The 19983-nt window shown below is 45.4% G+C and carries 17 protein-coding genes; 8 read left to right on the plus strand and 9 right to left on the minus strand.

Annotated elements, in window-relative coordinates:
- Positions 1–5 precede the first annotated feature (5 nt).
- The 7 genes from ABIC15_RS04750 to ABIC15_RS04780 all read left to right on the plus strand — a co-directional run bounded on the left by ABIC15_RS04750 (position 6) and on the right by ABIC15_RS04780 (position 8379).
- Entirely contained in the window at positions 6–383 is a 378-nt protein-coding gene (locus ABIC15_RS04750) for a response regulator (RefSeq protein WP_012369636.1), read from the plus strand.
- On the plus strand, positions 364–2928 hold the full coding sequence (locus ABIC15_RS04755) for an ATP-binding protein (RefSeq protein WP_012369637.1): 2565 nt from the start codon (positions 364–366) through the stop codon (positions 2926–2928). The genes ABIC15_RS04750 and ABIC15_RS04755 overlap by 20 nt, the downstream gene beginning before the upstream one ends.
- A 62-nt stretch (positions 2929–2990) precedes the next feature.
- Entirely contained in the window at positions 2991–3371 is a 381-nt protein-coding gene (locus ABIC15_RS04760) for a DUF1516 family protein (protein ID WP_012369638.1), read from the plus strand.
- 151 nt (positions 3372–3522) lie between these two features.
- The gene (locus ABIC15_RS04765) at positions 3523–4521 is read left to right on the plus strand and encodes a class I SAM-dependent methyltransferase (RefSeq protein WP_012369639.1); all 999 of its coding nucleotides are present in this window, start codon (positions 3523–3525) and stop codon (positions 4519–4521) included.
- A 105-nt stretch (positions 4522–4626) separates the two neighbouring features.
- Positions 4627–6117: a phytoene desaturase family protein gene (locus tag ABIC15_RS04770; protein ID WP_012369640.1), complete on the plus strand. Its 1491-nt coding sequence runs from the start codon at positions 4627–4629 to the stop codon at positions 6115–6117.
- On the plus strand, positions 6114–7586 hold the full coding sequence (locus ABIC15_RS04775; RefSeq protein WP_012369641.1) for a phytoene desaturase family protein: 1473 nt from the start codon (positions 6114–6116) through the stop codon (positions 7584–7586). The genes ABIC15_RS04770 and ABIC15_RS04775 overlap by 4 nt, the downstream gene beginning before the upstream one ends.
- Complete coding sequence (locus ABIC15_RS04780; RefSeq protein ID WP_290829988.1) at positions 7552–8379, plus strand: phytoene/squalene synthase family protein; 828 nt, start codon at positions 7552–7554, stop codon at positions 8377–8379. The genes ABIC15_RS04775 and ABIC15_RS04780 overlap by 35 nt, the downstream gene beginning before the upstream one ends.
- Positions 8380–8812: 433 nt before the next feature.
- On the opposite strand, the gene ABIC15_RS04785 is transcribed toward ABIC15_RS04780, so the two are convergent.
- From ABIC15_RS04785 to ABIC15_RS04815, 7 genes are all read right to left on the minus strand, one after another.
- Positions 8813–10285 (minus strand): phytoene desaturase family protein, encoded by a 1473-nt coding sequence (locus ABIC15_RS04785; protein WP_354019872.1) that lies wholly within the window; start codon positions 10283–10285, stop codon positions 8813–8815.
- A gap of 15 nt (positions 10286–10300) precedes the next feature.
- The gene (locus tag ABIC15_RS04790; RefSeq protein ID WP_354019873.1) at positions 10301–11377 is read right to left on the minus strand and encodes a glycosyltransferase family 2 protein; all 1077 of its coding nucleotides are present in this window, start codon (positions 11375–11377) and stop codon (positions 10301–10303) included.
- Positions 11374–12072, minus strand: a complete 699-nt coding sequence (locus ABIC15_RS04795; RefSeq protein WP_354019874.1) for a lysophospholipid acyltransferase family protein — start codon at positions 12070–12072, stop codon at positions 11374–11376. Before ABIC15_RS04795 ends, ABIC15_RS04790 begins: the two co-directional genes overlap by 4 nt.
- Positions 12041–12799, minus strand: coding sequence for a carotenoid biosynthesis protein (locus tag ABIC15_RS04800; protein WP_354019875.1), 759 nt, complete (start codon positions 12797–12799; stop codon positions 12041–12043). The genes ABIC15_RS04795 and ABIC15_RS04800 overlap by 32 nt, the downstream gene beginning before the upstream one ends.
- 119 nt (positions 12800–12918) lie before the next feature.
- A complete protein-coding gene (pssA, locus tag ABIC15_RS04805; RefSeq protein WP_290829996.1) occupies positions 12919–13665 on the minus strand; it encodes a CDP-diacylglycerol--serine O-phosphatidyltransferase in 747 nt (248 codons plus the stop codon).
- Between the two features lie 21 nt (positions 13666–13686).
- Positions 13687–14154, minus strand: a complete 468-nt coding sequence (ybaK, locus tag ABIC15_RS04810) for a Cys-tRNA(Pro) deacylase (protein ID WP_318929267.1) — start codon at positions 14152–14154, stop codon at positions 13687–13689.
- Positions 14114–15496, minus strand: a complete 1383-nt coding sequence (locus ABIC15_RS04815; RefSeq protein ID WP_012369651.1) for an MATE family efflux transporter — start codon at positions 15494–15496, stop codon at positions 14114–14116. The genes ybaK and ABIC15_RS04815 overlap by 41 nt, the downstream gene beginning before the upstream one ends.
- A gap of 197 nt (positions 15497–15693) precedes the next feature.
- Between ABIC15_RS04815 and ABIC15_RS04820 the strand changes: the two genes are divergently transcribed.
- Positions 15694–16467, plus strand: a complete 774-nt coding sequence (locus ABIC15_RS04820) for an enoyl-CoA hydratase/isomerase family protein (protein ID WP_214848157.1) — start codon at positions 15694–15696, stop codon at positions 16465–16467.
- Between the two features lie 59 nt (positions 16468–16526).
- Here ABIC15_RS04820 and ABIC15_RS04825 read toward each other — a convergent pair whose 3' ends face one another.
- Positions 16527–17678, minus strand: coding sequence for a cation:proton antiporter (locus ABIC15_RS04825; protein ID WP_354019876.1), 1152 nt, complete (start codon positions 17676–17678; stop codon positions 16527–16529).
- Between the two features lie 117 nt (positions 17679–17795).
- Entirely contained in the window at positions 17796–19583 is a 1788-nt protein-coding gene (locus ABIC15_RS04830) for a glycoside hydrolase family 13 protein (RefSeq protein ID WP_354019877.1), read from the minus strand.
- Positions 19584–19983 lie beyond the last annotated feature (400 nt).

Genomic DNA, 19983 nt, shown 5'->3' on the forward strand with positions numbered 1-19983 from the left:
TATAGATGGCACGGATTTTATTAGCGGAAGATGAAGATGTATTACGTATGCTGGTGCTCGATACGTTAGAAGACGAAGGGTATACGATTGACGAAGCGACAGATGGTGATGAAGCGTATCAGAAAATCATGAGTCAGCATTACGATCTTGTCTTACTGGATTATATGATGCCTGGAATGACCGGAATCGAAGTCATCGAAAAAGTACGACGTCATCCAGATAAACAAAATTTAAAAATCATGATGTTGACAGCAAAAAGTCAACAATCTGACCGGGAACGGGCGGAAGAAATCGGAGCCAATTATTTCTTCTCGAAACCATTCAGTCCACTCGAATTGATTGATGTCGTAGGAGGAATATTGAGTGATCATCCAGTGGATTAATCGAAAAATCGGACGCCAGTTAATGGCTTCCTTTTATATCGTGTTAACGACACTTATGATTTCTTCGCTGGTTGTCTATACTTATACGGATACAAAATTGCAGGAAACCCGATTGAAACTGGAAGACATCAGAGAGCGCAGCGCCCGTGCGGGTGCACTATGGGAAGAATGGCAGGATTTGCAGTTCAACATGCGGGGTTATGCGCTGATTGGTGATCAGGATATTTACCAGAAGATGATCAACCAACGCAAAACGATCGATGAGCAGACACGTTGGTTTGAAGAAAATGCGATTTATCAGCAAGGAAAAGATTACTCGCGTTCTTCACGTGAACTCTATGCTTATTACTTCGAAGCGATTTTGCCGTTGATTCAATCGTATGTGGAAGCGAAGTCATCCGGAACAGTCACGGAATCCTTTTTGGAAGGGAAGACATTAACATCGTTGCCGCTCGGTAAAGAATTGCTGGCAAATGGACAAATCAAATTAGACGCTTCCGGAAACATTGATGTGTTATCGGAAATCAACAAAAGCGAGTTGGCGCTTGGCGGGTATCGCGACTTCCTCGAAGACTGGTCGGAAAAAACGAGCCGTCAGTTGGAACAGGAAATTCAGACGACCCAACTAATTTGGCTGTCGAACATCATCGTATTAGTCGGGGTCTTGATTTTCTTCGTCTATCCGTTCATCCGGAAAATTACGGCAGAACTATTGTCACTCGTTAAAAACAGCCAGCGTCTAGCCGGCGGCGAAGATATCAAACATGTCAAAGTATCCGGACGGAAAGATGAAATCGGAATTCTAGCTTTGTCATTTAATCAAATGGCAAGTTCCATCTCAGATAATAAACAGCATCTCTTGGCTAAAAATGAAGAACTGCAGGCGCAACAGGAAGAATTGCAGGCACAGCAGGAAGAACTGCAGGCGCAACAACAGGAACTTGAGGAAGCGCTTGAGTTAACGATGCGGAATGAACAACATCTGCAATATCGCAATGATTTGACGGAAACGTTGGCAGCTCGGGAAGCCTTGACAGCATATCCGGAAATTATTGAAAAGCTGATTGCCATTACGGATTCCGAAATCGGAGCCCTTGTGTTTGTCGATGAAGGATCTGCGTATTCGATCGTAACGCACGGGATGACGGAAGAACTGTCAGAACGATTGCTCGGAAGTGATCTGTCTTTGTTGAAACGTGCGGAGTCATTAAAAAAAGCCGTTCATTCCTCGAAGCAAGTCGCGAGCGATCATCCGTTGCCGTATCCGTACTATATGTATGAGACGGCAGTTCCGATTTTTGATCCGGCATCGGAAGAAGCCATTGCATTCATTTATCTTGTCCGTTACCGGGATCAGTTTACGAATGAACAGATGCGCGATATCATGTCGTTTTCACGCCAGTTGTCTCTTTCCTTGTTGCGAATGCGATTATTTGATGAGATGAACCGTGAAAAAACAAAAACCGAACGCATTTTGGATTCAATCCGCGAAGCGGTCATCTATATTGAACCGGGAAAAGACGAAGTGTTCGTCAATCGTCCGCTGTACGATCTATTTCCGGAGCTTCAATATGGCGCGGCCAAAAACGAAACGCTGCAAGGATGCCTTAATACGATTCGTGCGGTTGTCGATGAACCTGAAATCTTTGCCCGGTACATGGAAGGTATTTTACGAGGGGAAGTTCCGAAGGACAGTCTGCAATTTTCGATCCATCAGCAAGTCGTATTCATTCAATTTTATGTGGAAACGATTGAAGTGGAAGGGATCCGGAAAGGGACGATGCTTGTCTTGCGTGATGTGACGAAGGAAACCGAGATGGACCGTCTGAAATCGGAATTGGTTTCGACCGTTTCGCATGAACTGCGGACACCGTTATCCTCGATCTACGGTTTTACGGAACTGATGTTGAATCGGAAGATGGATCTTTCGAAACAAGATAAGTATTTAAAAACCATTCACTCGGAAACGGAACGTTTATCGAATCTGGTCAATGATTTTTTGGATGTCCAACGGATGGAAGCGAGAATTCAATCCTATCAAAAAGGACTACTGAATCTACAACCGCTTTTAGAAGAAACGACGCAATTCTACGCGGCATCGACAACGAATCATACGATCACGTTCCGTTCCCTGACCGATGCTTGTCCTCTGATTGAAGCGGATGAGGAAAAAATGAAGCAACTGATGAATAATCTGTTGAACAATGCCGTCAAGTACTCTCCGTTCGGGGGTAACATCGAAGTCGTGTTGGAAGCGGACCATCATCATGTCCAGTTTGCAGTACGGGATGAAGGAATCGGGATTCCGAAGTCTGCCTTGGCGAAGCTATTCGATAAATTTTACCGGGTCGATAATTCGGACAGCCGGAAAATTGGCGGAACCGGTCTTGGTCTTGCTATCTGTAAAGAAATCGTCGAAGGACATGATGGAGAGATTACAGTCGAGTCGGTCGAAAAGCAGGGAAGCACGTTTACTGTCAAGCTGCCGCAGAGTGTCCAGGAATACATGGTGGTTCCTGACGGACTTGATGTGTCGGAAAAATAATACTATGTCTGAAGTGAAAAATCAGATACGATGAATGAAGAATGAACAAAGGGGGAAATCAAATGCCGATTACTGCATTTGTACACACACACGTTTTATTATGGATTTTACTGCTTGTTACATTTTTTGTTGCGTTCTCGATGTATAAGAACGGAAAAAGTGCTGCGAAAGGCGTTCACATGGCATTCCGTCTCTTATTGCTCTTGACGTTTGGGACGGGTCTTTATCTCTACATCACGATCATGGGACAGTCTGCTAATCCGGATGGCTTGTACCATGCGAAAATCACAGCCGGTCTGCTTGTCCTGATTTTTGGAGAACTGACACTTGTTCGTCTTAAAAAAGGGAAATCCTATTCCGGTTTCCTGCTTGGATTTGCGGTACTCGTCCTCGTAACGATTTTCCTTGGATATTCGTTACCGTACGGTATGCAATTTTTTTAATCCGACCCAGGTCAATCATCAATCAGACAATCCGTTTGGTCGGATTACACACACGTTACTCGTCATAAAGAGGAACGTGTGTTTTTTTTTGTTTACAAACTGTTGTTATTTGGGAAAAGGGATATATTACGCAGTCGAGAGGGGAACGCTTGTGGCACAGTTGAAAGAATGGACGAAAGTTTTCCGGGCAAGAAAGTGGATGAAACGAGCTGAACCTGTTTTACCTTTATGGCATGGTTACATCGGGTATAAATACGGTCTCTTTGATGTATTAGGATCAGGGGCGACGCAAGCTGAGGCTCAGGTTCGTCTCAAGCAACCATTGACGACAGAAGCCTTATCCCGTTGGTTTGAAGTCGGATTGGCGGTAGGACATCTGAAAAAGAAAGACTTACGATATACAGCGACCCGTCACGTATTGCCGGAATTATCTAAAACAGATGAAAGAAGTATCGGTTTTATGTTATCCGAATTGATGGAACTGCATCTGCCTGCGTTGTTCTCTTATCCACAATTTTTGGAACATGGCCAGCAGAAAAAGTTCGATGGGGAAGAACACGGCGATATTGTGGCAGAAACATCCGCATTAGTGGAGACCGTTGCGTTTCCTGCCGTCCGTCATATCATCCGCAGTCAAAACGTGACATCATTGCTAGACATCGGCTGTGCTTACGGCGGTTACTTACGTAAAATTCACGAAGCTTTGCCTGAACTGCGACTGGCAGGAATTGATATTGAGGAATCGGTCATCGCGGAAGCGAAACGGCGGGATACGACCGGTGAAATCGACTTTACTGTCGGTGACATTAAAACTTTTGATGTCAAAGAAACATATGACGGCGTCATGATGAATAACATCTTGTATTATTTCCCGAAGGAAGAACGTCTTCGTCTTCTCGAGGGGGTCCGGCGTTTCGTTAAGGATGACGGGACGGTCATTTTAGTCACGCCATTACGTGGCAGTGAACACGGTGCGCCATTCTCTGCCGCATTCAATGCGTTCATGACGTTACATGAAAATCTTTATCCGTTGCCGGGTAAAGAAGAACTAACAGAACAACTTCATGCTGCAGGTTTTAAAAATGTGTCGATTTCACCATTTTTAAAAGAAGGAGCCTGGTATATTGTGACTGCAAACGCCACTTCCTAAGGGAAGCTTGGCGTTTTTACAGTTTTAGGGCAGTTCAAATTTGTGGGGAGTAGTATGTGATTAGTATAATAGTTAAAACGAGTAGAGAAAAAGGGAGAGATTCGTGTGAAGCAGCGTGTAGCCGTTATTGGAGCAGGACCTGGAGGGCTCGCTTGTGCGATGTTGCTTGCAGGCAGAGGAATAGATGTCACCGTATATGAAAAACAACCGATTGTCGGGGGGCGAACTTCTCGCGTGCAGGTCGGGGATTACCAGTTTGACCGGGGTCCTACCTTTTTAAATATGCCGCATATCCTAGAAAACTTATTTACAAGTATCGATTTGGATATGAAGGATTATTTGGACTTAAAAGCACTTGATCCCATGTACACACTGTATTTCAACGGCGGGAAAGATCATTTTACGATGACAACGGATCGTGATCGGATGAAACAGACGATTGAGCAACATTTCCCAGGAAACGGGGAAGGATATGATCGTTTCATGGCAGAACAAGCCTTGAAGCTGGCAAAACTGATGCCGATTTTGCAGACGAAACACGATAAATTAACGGACTATCTGTCTCCACGCGTCATCACGGCGCTCCCGCGTCTATCTCTCGGGCGTTCGTTATACGATGTCCTGTCCGATTATTTTACGAGTGAAGAATTAAAGTACGCTTTTACTTTCCAAGCGAAGTATTTAGGGATGTCAGCATGGGAATGTCCGGGCGGTTTTTCTATCCTGTCCTATATGGAACATGCATATGGTGTCCATCATCCGATCGGCGGAATGAATCAAATTCCGGAAGCGATGAAACGGGCAGTGGAAGAGCTCGGGGGGACGGTCCATCTCAATACAGGAATCAGTCAATTGATTTTAGATGGAACAACTGCGACCGGCGTCATTCTCGAGTCTGGTGAACATGTTTTATACGATGATGTTGTCGTCGGAGCAGATTTTGCCCATGCGATGAATCATCTTGTTCCCGAAGGTGTCCTGAAAAAATGGTCGCGTCCGAAAATTGACCGGAAGAAGTTTTCTTGTTCGACCTTTATGCTGTACTTAGGTGTCAATAAATCATTTGATGCTCCGCACCATACGATTTATTTTGCCGATGATTATGAAAAAAATGTCCGTGAGATGACCCAGACATTGGAATTATCCGATGATTTTTCATTTTATGTCCAAAATCCATCAATCATCGACAGTACATTGGCACCTGAAGGGAAATCATCGTTGTACGTGTTAGTACCGGTTCCGAATAATTACTCTGAACTCGACTGGGCGATTGAAGGACCGAAATTACGCCGTCGTGTCCTCGATGCCTTGGAACATCGTTCGCCTTATACAGGTGTCGAAGCAGCGATTGAAGTGGAAGAGATGTTCACACCGGATGATTGGGAAGCGATGGGAGTACACCAGGGAGCAACTTTTAATTTGGGACATCAGTTAACACAAATGATGTATTTTAGACCGCATAACCGGTTTGAAGAATTGGAGCATGTCTATCTGGTTGGAGGCGGAACGCATCCTGGAAGCGGCCTTCCGACCATCTTTGAATCAGCTCGGATCACGGCGGACTTATTGACAAGTGAAGTGGGTGTCGGAAAATGAAAATTGGATTTGTCGGAGCAGGTGTCGGAACACTCCACGCCGCTTTATTACTAACGAAACGATATCCGGAAGTCGAAATCACGATTTTTGAAAAAGAGTCACGTGCAGGCGGTCGACTCGCCTCCGTTGATTTCGAGACAGGCGGAAGAATTGATCAGGGGCCGACGATTGTCTTGATGCCCGGAAAACTGCAGGAACAATTAAGAGAAGCGGGGCTTGAAGGTGTTGAGTTGGAACGGATTGATCCTTTATACGACCTTCATTTCGACGACGGAACGATTGTGACAAAACAGGCGGATGTAGTTGATCAAACGATTGCGATTGAACGTCAATTCGGAGAAGGTCGCGGGTTCCAAGAATTTATGCAACAAAAAGCAAAGGATTATGACGTCAGCGTATCGAAATTTTTAGAGCGGACATATTCACGTAAACGGGATTTGTTGCACCCGGATATGTTAGCGCCCTTAGTGAAGATGCATGCGATGGAAACGGCACATGATCACTTAAAACGTTTCTTTAAAAGTAAACACCTGCGAATGGCTTACAGTTTTCCGACCTTTTACATCGGGGGTAACCCTTACACGACGCCTTCCATCTATGGATTGATTCCTTACCGGGAACAGGAAGAGGGTGTCTGGTACGTTAAAGGCGGATACTTCTCTTTAGCCGAGCGGATGTATGAAGCGTTAGTTGAGCGGGGCGTTACGTTTAAGTTCAATCAACCGGTCGACCGCGTCTTGATCCAGCAAGGTCAGACGAAGGGACTTGTCGCTGCAGGACAGGAGTACGTATATGATACGGTTGTTCTGAACGGAGAGTTTCCATTGATGGAATATTTGGTTGAAGGCAAGCAACCGAAAAAGTATGTGCCGTCCGGCGGAACATTACTGCTGTACTTTAAGATTGACGGAAAAGTTGATTTACCTGTCCATCGTTTTTTAATGCCAAGTGATTTAAAACCGTTGATGACGTCCATCTTCAAGAAAAATGAGTTGCCGGAAAATCCTGCCGTCTATTTATTTAATCCGAGTAAGATTGATGACGCATTGACGGCATCCGGTACTAGTGTCGTCTATGCGTTGGTTCCGTCACCACGTGGATTTGATCAGGCTAACTATGAAGCGCACGGATTTATTGATCAGATTTTAGACAAAATTGAGCAACATCTTCCTGGATTCCAAAGTCAAGTTACCGAAATGAAAATACGTACACCTCAAGATGCTCAAGATTTTGGATTGTATGAAGGCGGAAGTTTTGGCATCGCACCGACGATTCGCCAATCGGCTGCTTTAAAAACACAAGCTAAACCTTATGCTGATATTGAACGGTTGTATGCAGTAGGCGCATCTGTCCATCCGTGTGGAGGCGTTCCGATCGTTATGATGGGAGCGACATTACTTGTCAATCGAATGGAACAAGAGATGAGGTGGAAAAATGGATACAGTGACGAACGCATATCTAGTATGTGAACAAACGATTCAAGGTGGATCAAAAACCTTTTATAAAGCCTTCTCTTTACTGCCGAAGCAAGATCGGATGGCAGTCTACGCCATCTATACGTTTTGTCGTCATCTCGATGATACGGTGGATGAATCAGCGACACCAAAAGAAAGCTTAGCGGAATTCCTGGAAGAGTTTCGTTTATTCCGGTCGGGTCACTCGATCAATAAACCCTTATGGATTGCACTCGCAGATGTCTTTAAACGGTATGAGATGGATGAGACGCCATTTTTAGAACTGGCAGAAGGTATGCGGTGGGACATCGAAAAAAATCGGTACCACTCGCTGGAAGAGACGGAGAAATATAGTTATTATGTCGCGAGTACGGTTGGCTTGATGCTGTTGCCGATTCTTGCACCGAAACAAAATGATTTACGGGAGTCCGCCATTCAACTCGGAATCGCGATGCAATTAACCAACATTCTTCGGGATGTCGGAGAAGATGCAAAGCGGGGACGTATCTATTTACCGAAAGATTGGATGGACCAGTATGGTGTGACAACGGAATCGTTGTTGGCGGGAACTCCTTCCGGCGACTTTGCCGGATTGTGGGAAGCATTGGCATTAAGAGCCGAGCATTTATACGATGCAGCAACGCCTTCGTTTGACCGCTATCCGAAAGAAAGTCGTCGTGCACTGAAAGTGGCGGCTTTACTGTACCGGGGAATCCTCGACGCGGCACGTGACAATCAATACGATGTGTTCACGAAACGTGCTTATGTCAGCCGGTGGCAAAAGATGAAGTTGCTCGCTACGATTTGACGAAAAACTCCATAAAAAAAAGACCTCGGCGGGGACCAAGGTCTTTTTTTTATGGAGTTTAGACCGGGGAGTCTAAACTGAAATCTGTTTGTACAAAATCAGATACATCGTTCCAACAAGACAGGTCGTGATCCACGGGGATGGATCTGATGATGATTGAGCTGTCCGTAAACGAATCGGGATGAGACGATCTAAGGGGGAACGTCGTAAGTCATGCCGAACCGTTTACAGTGGTGTATCGATTGAACAAGTGGGTCTTGAACAAATGATTCAGACGAAACAGATATGTTAAGTTCCTAAACGCGTTTGACTCGGGGAAGTCACCATGCGCTTGATTGAGGATGTGGGGTCAATCACTACCTCTTGAACTCGAAGTAATCGTATCAAATCTAAGTTGTCCGTACAAGTAATTGATATGCAATTCACATAACGTTCACAGGGTGGCAGCGACTGCAGACACGATTCGTTCGCTTGCCAGTTTTCCTGAAAGCGTCACCATTGGACTACCGCCACCGGGATGCGTCGATCCGCCGGCAAAAAACAAATTGTGAACATTCTTTGAACGGTTACTTGGACGCATGAAAGCTCCCCGTGTACCATTCGAAGAAAGACCATACAGAGAACCATGATACGCTGAAAATTTCTGTTCAATATCCTGTGGTGTGATCCGTTGTTCGAATAAAACGTCGGACGTAATATCGATTCCGAACTCTTGAAGGCGTTGATCGATGATTTTATCGTACGTGTCAAAATCAACGGCAGATCCTTTGTGGGTAGCCGGAGCATTGACAAGGACAAACAGGTTGTCACCGGCTTCTCCCATTTCCGGTGCCGTGACCGAGGAATTCGAGATGTAGATGGTCGGCTCTTCTGCATAGCGATGTTGATTAAATAACGCTTCGAATTCGGCTTCATAGTCGGAAGAGAAAAAGACATTGTGATGCGCGAGTCCATCAATACGGCGTCCAAGTCCGATACACCGGACATAAGCAGAAATCGACGGCTCCATTTGCGCAGGAGTCGGATTTTTGAAGTCAGGCCGGACCGTTTCTGAAATCAACCGCGGATATTGGGTGAGCAGGTCACCATTTAACACGATGAAATCAACAGACAGGTAATCGACATGATTGAGTTCGATTTCCGTTGCCAACTGATTGGTCACTTCAATCTGTGTCACTTCGTCACCTAACCGAAACGTCACACCGAGTTCACGGGCGCGACGGGCAAATCCTTCGGCAATGGCGGTATTTCCGCCGCGTGTGAAATAAACACCATCATTCAGTTCGAGATGGGCAATTAAACCGAATGTTGCCGGTGCTTGAAACGGACTGCTTCCAATGTAAGTCGCATACCGATCGAGTGCTTGGATCAGCTGGGGATCTTTAAAATATTTTTTGTGTAGCCCATGAAGTGTCTTAAAGGGATGGACCTTCGTCATGTCACGCAATAAAGAAAAATTAAAATAAGAGTCGATATTGATGAAAAATTGTTGTTTGGCGATATTGTACAGTTCCCGAACTTCATCTTGATAACCCGTAATATCATTTTTGGCAAGTTGCCCCTTCGTGAAACGGTCAACTTCAGTCCGCATCGCTTCACGGCCGCTGGCAAATGTCAATGAACGACCGTCCGGAAAATGATTGACCGTATGACGCGTCAATTTTTCAAAAGTAAAATAGTCATCAGGATCTGCTCCCGATTCCAAAATGACGGATTGAAAGATTTCAGGCATTGTGATCGTATTGGGACCGAAATCAAAACGGTGTCCCTCTGATGTGATAGGCATCATCTTTCCACCAATGTGTTCATTACGTTCAATGACGGTGACTTTAAATCCTTTTGAAGCAAGTGAGATGGCGGCACTCAAACCGCCGAGTCCCGCTCCGATGACTGCGATATGTTTCATAACAATGAAACCTCCTTAAGAATATGTCCGACCCTTCCAACTGATTTCCCTTTTCTTCAGTCTTCGAATCATCGCTGTCGCGAGTAATACGACATAAAGAATGGACGAAACAGGATGCCAAAACCAAGCACGAGAAATCATGGCCTTCCGATCGATGCGGTAACGGGCAATCATCATCAAAAGAAAGGCTCCGAGCGTCCAAATGGACGGGAAGAAGAAGACAAGCGGTAAAGCGGCCGCTTGGATCAAGTAAAACAGCAGGAAATAGCTGCCGGCGATATAGGAATCATTCATACCGCGAAAGACGTTTTTCAGGAAACCTTGCCAAACGTCACGGTTGGTCGCATACATGTCACAGCTGACATAAGGAGCCACGTCGACGAGCGTTGTCGTAAAGCCGTTTTGTTTGAACGTCCGGCAGAGTTCCAAATCGTCGACGAGCGCCATTTGAATCGCCTGATGTCCGCCGACTTGTTCATAAGCATGCCGTTCAACAAGGACGACCATCCCGTTTGCTGCTGCAAAGGCGGGATGCTTGACCTTCCGAAAAGCAATCGGAAGGTGTTGGGCGATCAAGACATGTTGCATCGGAATGAGACACTTTCCGAGAAAAGTCGGAACAGGGAACGACGGAAAGCCTGATAAGAAGACCGCCTGTTCTTTTTGAAGCGTTGCGTAGAGCCGGGGAACCGTGTCTGCTGCCAGTGTGATGTCAGCGTCTAAGAACAATAGGTATTCTTCATGGGTCGCCTGTGCCAATTGATGACAGGCGTGGACTTTCCCGGCCCATCCGGATGGTAAGTCAAGACCGTCAATGATTGTGAACTGATTTTCGTTGCCGACCAGCCGGACTAATAGCTCGCGGGTCCGGTCAGTCGAGCGGTCTTCGTATAAATAGACGTGCATATTCGGATGAAGCGCTTGTCGGAGGGAATGAATCAGTTTCTCGACATTCCGTTCTTCGTTCCGAAGCGGAATACAGATTGCAAGACTCGGCGGAAGAACAGGTTCGCTTAGTTTCGGTAAAAACGACAGATTGATGAACGTGTAGAGACAAACAAGTGCTGCAACGGCAAACAGTACGATGATCATGAACGGGTCGCCCGTAACCACTGTTCCGTCTTCACAGGAAGCGGCTCCTTTCTTGTAGTCAATACACGGTACGATTCAACGCGTTCTTCAACGGCATCCGTCCGGACATCGTCGTACAGCCGGGTCATCGCATCCGTCAGATAACGCAACTGTTCCGAAGCACGCGCAGCAGGCAGTTCAATGGTCCGGGTGCGGATATAGACGTCCGGCTGTTGTTCGTGACCAAATGAATAATAAAACGAAAACAGGGAAATCGACCGGGCTGTTTTGGCAAGATGTGTCGCCCCGCTGCTGAGTTGGAGCGGACGCTCTTCTTGATGCCGTTCCTCCCCTTGAGGGAACATCCAGACACTGCTTCCGTCCGCCAACCGCTCTTTTGCATACTGCAGACTTTGCTTGATTTCTCCAAATGAACTCCGATCGATCGAGAATCCTCCAAGACGGGTGAAAAAAGGAAACCGTTCCAGTCCATGCTGATCAATCATGACGTAAGGGTCGTGACGCAGGACTGTTTGATCCAAATGAAATAAAATCATGCCATCCCACCATGAGCCGTGCGTCGCGAGCATCAAGCCGGGTGTCGGTAAATCATCTGCCCGGTACAGGACACGGTGAAACTGCTTTCGGATTAAGCGTTCTTTTACGTAGAAATGAAAAGTGTGTTCAGCCCATTTGCTTTTGTTTGCTTTTTGCAAAACGCACACCTCCTTGTGTGAGCCAATAGGTAATACCAGCGAGAAGACTGATTAATGTGACACCGTAAAGTCCTGCGACACCTGCTGTCAGACCGAACAGCGCATGAAGCATCAGAAAAAGATACTGGTTGTTCCGTTCAAGAGCTGTGATGGTAGACTGTTGTTCAAACCGGGCGATCAGGAGCGAGAAAAAGAGTGCAGTTCCATACCAACCAAAAAAGTTTTGTGTCGGAATGTCATAATAGAAACCGCCGTCCTGCCAGAGCCAATAGGATTTGACGTTGGCAGCCACCGGGTCGATGGCCATATCCAGCCAAACTGCAAACAACGGGACTAAGATGACGGTATTGAAACGAATCGGAAATCGTCGTGAGAAGGCAAGGCTGGCTCCCATGACAGACAACCAGGCAGCACCAATCGTGATTGGTACACCAAACAGCTGGACGCCAAAATCAGCCTCATAGGCATATGTACCGAACGGCCAGCCGGTATGGACGCCGATTGATTCGATGATGATGGACCCGAAGAAAATGACAGGAATGATAAAACGTCCTTTCGGTACGACATCCCACAGATAAAGCGCAGCATATAAACCCGATGCAAATAAAAAAACAGCGTTTGCCCATTCCAGCCAAGGCGGAAGTAAGGAAAAACCGACTAAAATCAGTCCGATAAAAAACCAGACGGTAAAGAATAACCAGAGTTTCTTTTGAAACCGATCCATCATGAGTACGTCCTCCATCTCTTTCTATTCTGATATTAGTATACCCATAGCAAAGGGCGTCGAGCCAGAATGGAGGTGGAATTCACGATATTAAAAAAAACAGACCGGATGAACCGGTCTGCTTAATCGACTTGATGATTTTTCTGTTTTTTCTTTTTGATGAAGGAAAATAATAAAAAGGCGATGTAGAGCGGAACGGCGACGAACCAGAAAGTCGACCACTCGTTGCTGCGGGCAATCATGACATAGGTTACGTACAGCAATGTAAAGGTGATGACAAATGTATGTCGCGGTACCGGAATATCCTTGAAGCTCGGAATTTTGACTCGGCTTACCATTAAGAAAGCAAGAGCCGTAAAGACGAGCGGCACCATTAAATCATTCATACGCCCGCTGAAGAGGGTGACGACGGCTAAGATACCTCCGGCCGCTGTAATCGGCACGCCGGAAAAATAGGCGGAAGCTACATTAGTGGCCGACAGATTGAAACGGGCCAGGCGGAATGCACCAAACAGAGGGAACAACGCCGCAATCAGCAAACCAATTTCTCCAAAATCATAAAAATAAGTGTAATAGGCCATCATGGCTGGAGCGACACCGAAGGTCACGACATCAGCGAGTGAGTCCAGTTCTTTTCCGAAATCACCAGCGACACCAAGCATACGGGCGATCCGACCATCCAGACTGTCGAGCATCATCGCGATGACGATCAGTAAGGTCGCATTTTGAAAATCTCCCCGCGCCGCCATGACGATGGCAAGAAAACCACAGTATAAATTTCCGAACGTAAAGAGGTTCGGAATAGAGTTACGCACACGTTCTTTCCACAAAATGATTCCTCCTGCCACTTCTTCGATACTATCCATCATATCATAAACAACTGATAGATATCAGCGGTTCATGAAGACAATTCCGTTCGTAAAGCGGAGAAAATCATCAGGTGCGAGTTTGACCTGCAGACCGCGTTTGCCAGCCGAAATGATGATGAATTCTTGATTCAGAGCCGAATCCGATAAAAGGACCGGGAAAGGTTTTTTCGCACCAATCGGGGCGACACCTCCTCGGATGTACCCCGTCAGCTGCTTTAAATCTTTCATTGGCACCAAATGTGTTTTCTTGGCAGACACCGTCCGGGCAACTGCTTTTAAACTGACTTCCTCTTCGCCGGAAATGACAGCAAACACATATTGATGGGCGTCTGTTTCTAAAACTAATGTTTTAAAAATAGACGAAAGCGGGTAATTAATCTTTCTAGCGACATTTTGAGCGGATAAATCCTGTTCATCAACAGGATAGGAAAGCAAGTCGAACGGGATGTCAGACTGCTTTAGAAGTCTCGCGACGTTCGTTGTGGTCATGTTGTTCTCCTTTGACGACAGCATATTGAGCCCACTTCCGACTGTTCCAACGTTTTAAGGCAAAGATACCGCGGAACCACTCGTCGGCAGAGAAGGCAATCCAGATACCGAGTAAACCGAGTCCATATTGCAAGCCGAGTGTATAACTGAGCACAACAGCGATTCCCCACATCGAGAGAATACCGATTGCGACAGGGAAACGGACGTCCCCGGCTGATTTTAGTGTTCCCATCAGAACGATATTCATGGCACGGCCCGGTTCAAGAATGACACTCGCCCATAACAACGGAATACCGATGGCGATGATTTCCGGACTTGATGTGAACATAGACAGAATGGATGTTCCGACAGATGCCAGTGCAACAGCAGAGGCAAAACTGGCAAAAACAGCGATTTTCAGCGTTTTTACAGCACGTGCATGTGCTGCTTCGAATTGCTGAGCCCCGACTTGGCGGGCGACTAATAATTGTGTCCCTTGTGCGATGGCTAATGTGAATAAGAAACAAAGCATTGTGATGTTTGAGACATAAACGCGTGCAGAGAGAGCAGACTCTCCGATGGTTGCGATGAAACCGGTAATGATCAGTTGAGAAAACTGATACGATACACCTTCTCCGGCAGAAGGGATTCCGATGTTCATGATACTTTTAATATCGCGTCGATTGATTTGTACCAAATCTTTTAACTTAAATCGTAAAGAAAGTTTCCGGTAAACAACGAAAAAGAGTAAAGTGACGGCGACAGACCGGGCAATGACGATGGACCAAGCGACTCCGGCGACTCCAAGGACAGGAATACCGAATAATCCGAGGACGGCAATGACATTACCAAAGGCACTGACGAAGTTCATCAGTAACGTGACGTACATAGCATTTTTTGTAAAACCGTGACTGCGTAAGATGGCACCGAGTGTAAGAGAGATGGCTTCTAAGAATAAAAAGAGACCAACAATCTTTAAGAACGTTTCGCCATATACGAGTGTTTCTCCTTCTAAAGAGAAGAATCCGAGTAATTGTTTTCCGAACAAGGCAACAAGAACGGAAATGATTAAACCGATATATAAATTGATGGAAAAAGCAGATCGTGCGGTCTGGCGGGCGTCCTGAACCCGTTTCGCCCCTAAATATTGACCAATGATGATGGTTGCTCCAACGGATGTGATGTTAAACAGGATGATGAAAATGTTCAGCACCTGATTGGAAACACCGACAGCGGCAGCTGCACTGTCAGAATAATAACTGAGAATCAATGTAGCGATGATCCCGAGGCTCATATGAAGCGCGATTTCAATGAATAGCGGCCATGTAATTTGGAATAATGATTGTTGTTTAACTGTTTTCATAAATTTAATTCCCCTTTAAGTCCTTAAAACGTATTGTCTTTCTGTATCTTTTGGAAACTATACGCCTTCGATTTTCATAATGAAAGAGCAAAAGGTAAGCTTTCATAAAAAAAGAGAGTATTTAAAAGGATTTTCATAAAACATCACGAATACATCATAATGAATGGATGTTCATTTTTGAAATGGAGGGGAATGGAATGAAAACTGAAATCACTTATGCTGTTGAAGAGCAGGTTGCGACCATCACGTTATCACGTCCGGAACGGCTGAATGCGCTCACATCAACACTTTTAACCGAACTAGCGGAGTCGATCGAAGAGGCGAATCAAGATGATACTATTCGGGTCATCGTTTTGACGGGGGCCGGGCGCGGATTTTGTGCGGGCCAGGATTTAAAAACCGTACAACCCGGTATGGACCACGGGGACTACTTAAAACAATATTACCATCCTGTCATTCGGGCATTGGCAACGACGAAAAAGCCGACCATCGCTGCCATTAATGGAGTGGCTGCAGGGGCGGGACTCTCTCTTACATTAGCCTGTGATTTCCGGATCGTACGCGATGATGCGAAATTATCACTTGGCTTCATCAATATCGGACTGGTTCCGGATGCCGGTGCTCCGTACTTCTTACCCCGGTTGATCGGGTCAGCTAAAGCACTCGAGCTTGCCTTATTAGGTGAAACAATTACCGCGCAACAAGCCTACGACTATCATTTAGTGACAAAAAGTGTGGACGCCGGACAGTACGAACAGGAAGTAGCTTCTTTTGCTAAACTTCTTGCCAGCCGACCGACGAAAGTCATCGGATATATCAAACAGTTGCAATCAGCAAGTTCCGAATCGACACTCGAGGATATGCTGGCTCAGGAAATTATTTATCAATCCCGTGCCGGAAAGACAGAAGATCACCAGCAAGCGGTTCAAGCATTTCTAGAAAAAAAAGCGCCCGTTTTCAGCGGTCGCTGATGACAGAGTGGACGACTAATAGGACTTTCCGGAAATCTGCCGGAAGGTCCTATTATGATTCACTTGATTTTTTGTTTGATCTTTTGAGCAGTCGCATGAGTACGATCCGTCAGGCCGGTTGAGATTCGAAATAGCATGATTCCAAGAAAAGCGGAAACAAAAATATACAATCCGGTCAATGTGACAAAAGCTCCGCTCGCAAGCGTGATGAATAAAATAGAGAATTCTCCGCGTGGTCCTAAACAGAATCCGGACTCAATCGCATGGTAGTTGGAAAGACCAAACGCTCGTCCCCCTAAAAAACCGACCAGGAATTTAGAAAGAAGTCCCCAAACGACGAGGGCAACGAAAAACCAATCCAAGGGGAGCCCTTCCGTCAATTCAAACGACATGCCGAACGAGATGAAAAACAAGGGTAAAAGTAAATCTTGGAAAGGCGTTACCAGTCTTTTTAAATAACGTGTCTCTTTAATTTCCGTTAATAAAATCCCGACGATAAACGCACCCAGGACTTCGGATAAACCAAACATGATCCCGATTCCTGAAAAAGTCAAAATTAAGCCGATGATTCCGATGCCGGCATCCGGGTGACGGTAAAGAGAATCAACGACTCTCGATTTTTGACGGATGAAGACCGTTAAAAAAATCAGAGCACTGAATAAGAAAATAAATCCAAGAAAAATCGTTCCGACTTTTACGAAAGTGAACTCCTGTGTTCCGAGAACAAACGGGGCACTTGTCAATAAGAGAGGAGCCGCCAAATCTTCAAAGATAAGTAACGAAAGGACAAACCGATTCACGTCTTTGTGTTTATCCGGTTCGCGGTCGAGCAGGCGGGCCGAAATCGACGAACTTGTCGCATACAGAACACAGCCAATTAAAAATGCCTCAGGTACCGAAAATCCGAAAGCCAAAGTCAAAAGGAAGGTACCGCCAAACGATAACAGAAGATCAATCAGTCCCGCTTTCCAGATGTTGCGAAACTGGATTAACAAATCAGCGACAGAAAACTTTAGACCCAGCAGGAAAAACAAGACGATGATGCCGGCTTCTCCACCGAGCTTTAATTCTTCCGGTAAATCATAATAAAGACCAAGTATGATTCCAATTAGAATAAAGGCAAGAATGCTCGGGAGATGAAACTTTTCACTGAGATAACTGACGACGAACAAGCCAATCAGAATCAATCCCGCATACAGAAATAATTCCATGAGAGAGTATTCCCTCCTTTCTTTTCTCTTTACCCTAATTTAAAAGCCTTAAGGGGCCTGTCACAGAAATGAAAAAAGACAGTCTTTTTGCTTTTGAGCAAAAAGGCTGTCTGAAAATCAAATTACTTGAATGATTGTTCCGGTATACGGAGCGAGCGTCATCTCTAATGAAGGAAGTGGTGTGTTTGAAAAGAGATCCATTCCTTGACCAGACTGAGGAGCGGGGATTGTAGCTTGATGATTGGAGTTATTGAAGTAGACGTAATACGTCCCGTCTTGACTCATCCGGCGCATGACAATGGTATTGGTTTCGTCGTCGGCATGGACGAATGAGATATGACCGTGATTGGCAAGTGTCTTATGCTGCTTTCGCAATTGAAGTAAATGTTTCGTATACATCAGTAGATTTAAATCCTGCTCTTCCGGATTCCACGGCATACATTTTCGGCAACCCGGATCCTGATCACCGTCTAGTCCGATTTCATCGCCATAATAGATGACCGGGCTTCCGGAAAAGGTCAGCATTGATAACAACAGCAGCCGCATCTTATTTTTATCGTTTCCGGCACGCGTCAAGGCACGTGGCGTATCATGTGAGCCAATCAAGTTAAACGTCACTTCGTTAACGTTAATCGTATTCGAGAATAAGACATGCGACATATCATTCGCATAGGCAGAAGCGGATGTTTTGTCGAGTGCAAAGAAATTGAGCGCTGCATTCGTGAACGGATAGTTCATGACGGCATCGAACTGATCTCCGAGCAACCATTCCTGTGAATCATGCCAAATTTCTCCAAGAATATACGTCTCGGGATTCACTTCTTTGACGACAGAACGGAAATCACGCCAGAAAGCATGGTCGACCTCGTTCGCAACATCGAGACGCCAACCGTCGATTCCGAATTCTTCGACCCAGTAACGGGCGACATGGAGTAAGTATGCTTTTACTTCCGAATTTTCCGTATTGAACTTCGGCATTTCCGGAACAAAGGCAAACGTATCGTAGTTTGGCATCGGCTCGGTTACGAGCGGGAAGTTGCGGAGGTGGAACCAATCGCGGTAAGAAGAATTACTACCGTGTTCCCGAATGTCAGCAAATGCTTTATGGTGGAAACCGGCATGGTTAAAGACGGCATCGAGCATGATACGAATTCCGTTTTCATGCAACAAATCAACCATTTCCTTGAACTTTTCTTTTGTTCCGAATTGGGGATCGATTTCTAAATAATCAATCGTGTCATACTTATGATTGGATTTGGCTTCAAAAATCGGACAGAAGTAGATACCGGTGATTCCAAGATCAACTAAGTAATCGATTTTATCGATGACACCCTGGAAATCGCCCCCAAACAGATTTGTCGTTGTAGGTGCAGTACTGTTCCAAGGAAGAGTACCGGCAGGATCATTGGCTGAATCCCCATTGGCAAAACGGTCGGGGAAGATTTGATACCAAACCGTATCCTTGACCCAGTCCGGAGCATGGAAGACATCGACTTTGTTCAAATAAGGTACACAGAAGTAGTACCCGGTGTCATCTAACGGTTTTTCATCGAACCAACCACGCTCGGTAAACACCTGGCTCGAATGTCCGTCATGGAGTCGGAATCCGTAGCGCAGACGACGAAAAGGAGGAACGACATCGATGAACCAATAATCGAACAACTCGTCTGAACCACTCCGTTTCATAGGTGTTTCGAATGTGTTCCAATAATTCGATTTGGACGGATCAAAATTCCAATCGGCATCGTCCGGGTTTTCGGTATGCCAATCATATGGATCTCCCCAGATAAGATCGACGTGATCCACATCATTTTTTTTTGTCTGCAATCGAACATGAATCGTTTTGTCATCATACTTATAGACGAACGGTGACATCGCGCGGTGGAAAACAGCTTCTTTCAGCATTTTGGTCACTCCCTATGTGCAATCGCTTGCATTCTAATATAATTGTCTTCGACCTAAGAATAGTGAAGCGCTTTCTTAAAGTCAATTGGAATTCCAGAAAAAACAAGAGGAGATAAAGAATTCTTCCACATTAGCGCAATCGATTGCACTTAGTTGTGCAAATTGATTAAATGTAAACGTTTTCTTTTTAAAATGATTTAACTAATGCATCCAATCGGTTTTTAATAATACTTTTCGAAAATCTTTTTTGAATGTAAGGAAATATTTAAAGAAAAGGACTTGTCAAAATGATTTTAGATTGTATAATAAAAATGTAAAGGTGATGCAAACGTTTTCATAAAACGCTTACAACCGCTCGGTTGTTATCATGAGAAAATGGTTGTGCCTTTATGCAAACGTT

The sequence above is a fragment of the Exiguobacterium sp. PvP048 genome (assembly GCF_040549175.1).
GTDB lineage: Bacteria > Bacillota > Bacilli > Exiguobacteriales > Exiguobacteriaceae > Exiguobacterium_A > Exiguobacterium_A artemiae.